This is a genomic window from Rothia mucilaginosa, assembly GCF_901875305.1.
Taxonomy (GTDB): Bacteria; Actinomycetota; Actinomycetes; order Actinomycetales; family Micrococcaceae; genus Rothia.
Map to the genome: position 1 here is coordinate 183,045 of NZ_CABFLY010000005.1, position 6,000 is coordinate 189,044.

Here is a 6,000-nt window from a genome sequence, read left to right on the forward strand (position 1 = left end):
CTTCCGGGCTTCACTCGTACCTTGGGACTACCCTGGGTACCCTGTCCGGTATGGGAGAGGGACCAAGCGCTTGCGGTATCACACCTGCCCAAACCTGTAGACCGAAACTGCCCGCCGAATCTGGCCCACCGAAACCCACCTGTTCACATCCTGAATGAGATAAAAGGTGCACATGCGGCAAAAGCATCTTTCCGGTACTCTAAAACAGTCGAGCACACCCGCCCGACCTCCTCGGCGGTGGACACCATCCACCACTCCCTTTGATGCATCCACGCTACTCGACAGCACGAACCGTCCCCACGGATGCACCACCTGCCTCGGCACCGCGCCCACCGCACACACCCCGGCGCACCAGCATCCGCAGGCAGCCCCGGCCGCTCCCACCGTGCGAGAGTGACCGAACTCGAGAACGCAGAACGATGCATTAGACGAAGAGGAACGCAGAACGATGGCCATCGAATTCAGCCACGAAGCAAACCAGTCACCCGCCTCCGCCGAACGCCGCGAAGAAATCCTCAAGAACCCCGGCTTCGGCGACTACTTCACCGACCACATGGTCACCATCGACTGGGAAGGCGACTACAAGACCGGCGGTACTTGGTACGACGCCCGAGTCCACCCCTACGGCCCGCTCGTTCTTGACCCCGCAGCATCCGTCTTCCACTACGGCCAGGAAATCTTCGAGGGTATTAAGGGCTACCGTCACGCCGACGGCTCCGTGTGGACTTTCCGCCCCGAGAAGAACGCCGCCCGTTTTGCGAACTCCGCACATCGTCTCTCCCTGCCGCAGCTGCCCGCCGAGACCTTCATTGAGTCCCTGCGCCAGCTGATTAAGGCGGACGAATCGTGGGTTCCCACCGGTGACGGTGAGGCCTTCTACTTCCGCCCCTTCATGATTGCTACCGAGGCGTTCCTGGGTGTTCGCCCGGCCCGCCACGTGCAGTACCACGTGATTGGCTCGCCCGCCGGTAACTACTTCGGCACTCCCGAGCCCGTGGACATTTGGCTCTCCACCACCTACGCCCGTGCAGGCGAGGGCGGTACCGGTGCCGCCAAGTGCGGCGGTAACTACGCAGCCTCCATGATTGCCCAGATTGAGGGTGAGAAGCACGGTTGCAAGCAGGTGATCTTCAAGGACCCGCACCGTGGCGACGCCATCGAAGAGCTCGGCGGCATGAACGTGTTCTTTGTCTTCGGCAAGGAAAACAAGATTGTCACCCCCGAGCTGACCGGCACCATCCTGGAGGGTGTGACCCGCTCCTCGCTGATTCAGCTGGCTAAGGACCGCGGCATGACCGTGGAGGAGCGCGCCATCACCCTCAACGAGTGGCGCGAGGGCGTGGCTAACGGTGACATTACCGAGGTTTTTGCCTGCGGTACCGCCGCTGTGGTTGCCCCCATCGGCAAGCTCAAGGCTGAGGACTTCGAGATTCCGGCACCCACCGAGCACTTCGGTGAGATTTCTAAGAGCCTGCGTGAGGAGCTCGTCGGTATTCAGGTGGGTACCGTTGAGGACCGCCACGGCTGGCTGACCCGCCTCATCTAATCTTTCACGTGAAATCCCCGCAGGATGCGCACCCACCCGGAACGCGCACCCGCGGGGATTCGCTGTGCCCGGTACGCGGCCGCACGGCAACTATCTGCCCGGGGCATATGCAGGGGATATGCAGGGGAGGAGAGCGCTAGGGGAGAGACAAGCCACAGGAGAGACGCCGAATCCGGCGTGCCGAATCCCACCCGCTCAAACCCTCCTCGTTCATTTCGCGCCGCCGAACCCAACTCGTGAAGGCTGGTAATCTAGAAGGTATGCGTATTGCACGATTTACCGTAAATAATGAGCTCCACTTCGGGCTGGTCGAAGGCGAAGCGGGCGAAGAGACCCTGCGCGTCATCGCCGGCGACCCCTTCTACTCGGGCGTCGAACCGACCGGCACGACCTACCCCATCGATCAGGTGCGTCTGCTCGCCCCGATCATTCCCCGCTCCAAGGTGATTGGAGCGATCGCAAACTGGGCAGGAACCGAGGCACCCGCCTCCCCGCAGTTCTTCCTTAAGCCGAATACCACCGTGATCGGCCCCGGTGACCCCGTGACTCTACCCGACTATTCCGAGGCTGTCAGCCCCGAGGGTGAGCTCGCCGTCATCATCGGCCGTATCGCCAAGTCCGTGCCGCTCGAGCGCGTACACGAGGTCATCTTCGGCTACACCGTAGCCAACGACCTCACCGCCCGCGACCTGCTCGAGGACCGCCAATGGACCCGCGCTAAGGGCTTCGACGGCGCCACCCCGCTCGGCCCCTGGATCGAAACCGACCTGGACACCGATTCGCTGAACATCACCACCTGGGTCGACGGCGACGTCGTGCAGGAGGGCAACACCTCCGAGATGCACTACTCCGTGGCTGAGCAGGTGGCCGCAGCCTCCGAAATCTTCACCCTGCTGCCTGGCGACGTCCTCCTGACCGGCACCCCCGCCGGCGTCAGCGTGCTACGCGACGGCAACGAGGTCGAGATTGAGGTCGAAGGCATCGGTTCCCTTGTCACCCGCGTACGCGACTAAACCGTCCGCGCCCCACACCATCTACCGTCCATCCTGAACACACCGTCAAGGAGACATCATGACCGAATACCACGGTCCCGTACTCAACACCCCCGCAGACACCCGTGTGCGTTTCTGCCCCTCGCCCACCGGCACCCCGCACGTGGGCATGGTGCGCACCGCCCTCTTCAATTGGGCCTACGCACGCCACACCGGCGGCAAGCTCGTCTTTCGCATCGAAGACACCGACGCCGCCCGCGACTCCGAAGAATCGTTCAACCAGGTGCTCGAATCCCTGCACTGGCTCGGCATCAACTGGGACGAAGGCGTGGGTGTTGGCGGCCCGCACGAGCCCTACCGCCAGTCCGAGCGTAAGACCGCCGGTATCTACAACGAGATTTTCCAGAAGCTCGTTGAGGGCGGCTACGTGTACGAAGACTTCTCCACCCCCGACGAGGTGAAGGAACGCCGCAAGGCCGCCGGTCAGGACCCGCAGCTCGGCTACGACAACTACGACCGCAACCTCACCGAGGAGCAGAAGGAAGCCTACCGCGCTGAGGGCCGTAAGCCCGTGTGGCGTCTGCGCATGCCCGACGAGGACATCACCTTCAACGACCTGGTTCGCGGCGAAATCACCTTCAAGGCCGGTACCGTACCCGACTACGTGGTGGTCCGCTCCAACGGCGACCCGCTGTACCCCTTCGTGAACCCCGTTGACGACGCGCTCATGGGCGTCACCCACGTGCTACGCGGTGAGGATCTGCTCTCCTCCACCCCGCGCCAGATTGCGCTCTACCGCGCGCTCATCGACACCGGCGTGACCACCTTCATCCCCGAGTTCGGCCACCTGCCCTATGTCATGGGCCAGGGCAACAAGAAGCTCTCCAAGCGCGACCCCGAGTCGAACCTCTTCCTGCTGCGCGACGCCGGCTTCATCAAGGAAGGTCTGCTGAACTACCTGTCCCTGCTGGGCTGGTCCCTGTCCGCAAACCAGGATGTCTTCAGCATCGACGAGCTCGTTGAGCACTTCGACGTGCACGACGTTGTTGCCAACCCCGCACGCTTCGACGTGAAGAAGGCAGAGTCCATCAACGGCGACCACATCCGTGCCCTCGCCCCCGAGGACTTCCGCAACCGCCTGGTGCCCTACCTGCAGGCCGCCGGCGTGCTCGGTGAAACCCTCACCGAGCGTGAAGAGCAGGTCCTCACCGAAGCTGCCCCCCTCGTTCAGGAGCGTATGCAGCTGCTCGGCGAAGCACCCGGCCTGCTCGCGTTCCTCTTCAAGGCTGACGAAGAAATCAGCACCGCAGACGACGCCCGCAAGCAGCTCAAGGAATCCGCACCGCAGGTGCTGGCCGCTGCCATCGAGGCCCTCGAGCCTATCGAGGACTTCACCGCAACCAACATCGAGGCTGCACTGCGTTCGGCCATCGTCGACGGCCTGGAAATCAAGCCGCGCTTGGCCTTCGGCCCCGTGCGTACTGCCGTGTCCGGCGAGCGTATCTCCCCGCCGCTGTTCGAGTCCATGGAGATCTTGGGCAAGGACTCCTCCCTCGCACGCCTGCGCAAGCTGGCCGCTGAACTGGGCTAACCATGAGTCGGTCGAACAACCGCTCTATCGTCGGTCAGGCACTGCGCAAGGGTACTGTCATGGCCTTCGCCAACGCCTGCATTATCTGGCTGTTCGCGTACATCGCCGGTGTGGATCATTCCGTGTGGATGGTCGTCATCATTCTTGCCGGCGCGGTGCTCGCGTACGTGACCGCCTTCCTGGAAGCGCGAGCCATGCAGAACGCGGCGCGCTCGCACGGCGGTGATGGCGACAGCTCGTCTGACGGCGTGGATTCCGCGGACTTTTCGGACTCCACCGACTCCTCGGACGACGGCGACGACTTCGTCGACCCGGGCCCCGACCCCTACGCCGGCGACTTTGACTCTGGCTCAAGTAGTTCCGACTACAGCAGCTCGGACTACAGTAGCTCGGACTCGGGCGGAGGCGACTCCGGTGGTGGTGACTCTGGTGGAGGCGACTAGCGCCTCCTGACGCTTGCATGAGCGGTGGGTACCTGGTGCCTCCGCGCTCGCGAGGCTATGCATTCCCCCTCCCAGCGGTGGGTTTTCTGGAAGAGATTCCGGAAAACCCGCCGTCGGGAGGGGAAATTTTTTATTGCCTAAAGAAAAATTTTTTGTGATGGATAATTCATGTATATTTACTTGTTGAGACGTTTTTGTGGGTGAATTTTAGGGATTTGAACGCATGATTGGGGGAATTTTGGGTTGCATGCCCCGCCTGGTGTCCGTATAGTTATATCCGTTGCCGCGACAAACAAGGTTTGAAGCGGAAATATGCGGTTGTAGCTCAGTTGGTAGAGCACCACCTTGCCAAGGTGGATGTCGCGAGTTCAAGTCTCGTCAACCGCTCCACTGAAAGCCCCGAGGTTCGCCTCGGGGCTTTTGCGTTGCCTGCAGAAGTTGCACGCCTTTTTGGAATGGTGGCAGGCCTGCGGAAACGAAATCTGCGGATGTGAAACCTCTGGAGGCTGACGAGATACGGGAGTGGGGGAGTGGGGTGCTGCAATTCTGGGCTGGCCAATCCTGCGTCGGTCATCCCTGTAACGGCCCGCTAGCCCATCTCGGGGTGCCTATCTAGATTGGGGGTCTTGACTCGACCCCAGGCGGCGGCAAGGAGTCAAAAAATTTTGATGGGCAAATCGCGCAGGGGAGGGTTGAAAACGGCATTCCGACCCTTCTTGGGGATGCCGGGAGGGGCAGAAATTGGCCCGTAGACCCTTTTTTGAGGAATTTTAAAAAACTTTTCAGCCCCTAAAACCCCGGAATTCCGCGGAAGTAGCGGGTGCTGAGGTGGCAGTGTGAGGTAGGTAACCGTATTTTGGCTTGCGCGCCTCCCGAAAGCCCCGTATAGTTATTACTCGTTCCGGTGATGAGTCGAAAGGCGAAAACCGAACGGTAACTCAATAGAGTAATGGGATATGGTGTAATTGGCAACACGAAGGTTTCTGGTTCCTTTGTTCTAGGTTCGAGTCCTGGTATCCCAGCTAACCTCCACATGGAGGTTGCGGCCCCATCGTATAGCGGCCTAGTACTCCGCCCTCTCACGGCGGCAACACCGGTTCAAATCCGGTTGGGGTCACTACTAGGAAAGAAGCTCTCCAGTTGAAAGGCTGGGGAGCTTCTTTGTTTATCTGAGAAAAATGGTTTGAGATTCTATGGTGCCGCCATGAGCCTCTCACGGCGCCGCTCCTGACGTCGCGGCACTCTAGGGCATGATGAAATCCCTCGCGCGCTCGGCATCATGCCCCTCCGTCACCTGTTCACATCCGGTTGGGGTCACTACTAGGAAAGAAGCTCTCCAGTTGAAAGGCTGGGGAGCTTCTTTGTTTATCTGAGAAAAATGGTTTGAGATTCTATGGTGCCGCCATGAGCCTCTCACGGCGCCGCTCC

4 protein-coding genes and 3 tRNA genes are annotated in these 6,000 nt (G+C 61.0%); all 7 read left to right on the forward strand.

All coding sequences use genetic code 11. The annotated features are described in order from the left end of the window. The first annotated feature begins 448 nt into the window (after positions 1–448). The 7 genes from JX292_RS07305 (at position 449) to JX292_RS07335 (ending at position 5,689) form a co-directional block, all read left to right on the forward strand. A complete protein-coding gene (locus JX292_RS07305) occupies positions 449–1,546 on the forward strand; it encodes a branched-chain amino acid aminotransferase (protein WP_204863071.1) in 1,098 nt (365 codons plus the stop codon). A 260-nt stretch (positions 1,547–1,806) separates the two neighbouring features. Beyond that, the gene (locus JX292_RS07310) at positions 1,807–2,559 is read left to right on the forward strand and encodes a fumarylacetoacetate hydrolase family protein (RefSeq protein WP_204863072.1); all 753 of its coding nucleotides are present in this window, start codon (positions 1,807–1,809) and stop codon (positions 2,557–2,559) included. 58 nt (positions 2,560–2,617) lie between these two features. After that, on the forward strand, positions 2,618–4,129 hold the full coding sequence (gene gltX / locus JX292_RS07315; RefSeq protein ID WP_204863073.1) for a glutamate--tRNA ligase: 1,512 nt from the start codon (positions 2,618–2,620) through the stop codon (positions 4,127–4,129). 2 nt (positions 4,130–4,131) lie between these two features. Then, the gene (locus JX292_RS07320) at positions 4,132–4,572 is read left to right on the forward strand and encodes a hypothetical protein (RefSeq protein WP_204863076.1); all 441 of its coding nucleotides are present in this window, start codon (positions 4,132–4,134) and stop codon (positions 4,570–4,572) included. Between the two features lie 314 nt (positions 4,573–4,886). After that, positions 4,887–4,962 (forward strand) — tRNA-Gly (locus JX292_RS07325). A 560-nt stretch (positions 4,963–5,522) separates the two neighbouring features. Next, positions 5,523–5,594 (forward strand) — tRNA-Gln (locus JX292_RS07330). Between the two features lie 22 nt (positions 5,595–5,616). Next, a tRNA-Glu gene (locus JX292_RS07335) sits at positions 5,617–5,689 on the forward strand. Positions 5,690–6,000: the final 311 nt, after the last annotated feature.

Coding starts and splice junctions, on each gene's coding strand:
- JX292_RS07305 (WP_204863071.1), top strand. CDS start 449: ATGGCCATCGAATTCAGCCACGAAGCAAACCAGTCACCCGCCTCCGCC.
- JX292_RS07310 (WP_204863072.1), top strand. CDS start 1,807: ATGCGTATTGCACGATTTACCGTAAATAATGAGCTCCACTTCGGGCTG.
- gltX (WP_204863073.1), top strand. CDS start 2,618: ATGACCGAATACCACGGTCCCGTACTCAACACCCCCGCAGACACCCGT.
- JX292_RS07320 (WP_204863076.1), top strand. CDS start 4,132: ATGAGTCGGTCGAACAACCGCTCTATCGTCGGTCAGGCACTGCGCAAG.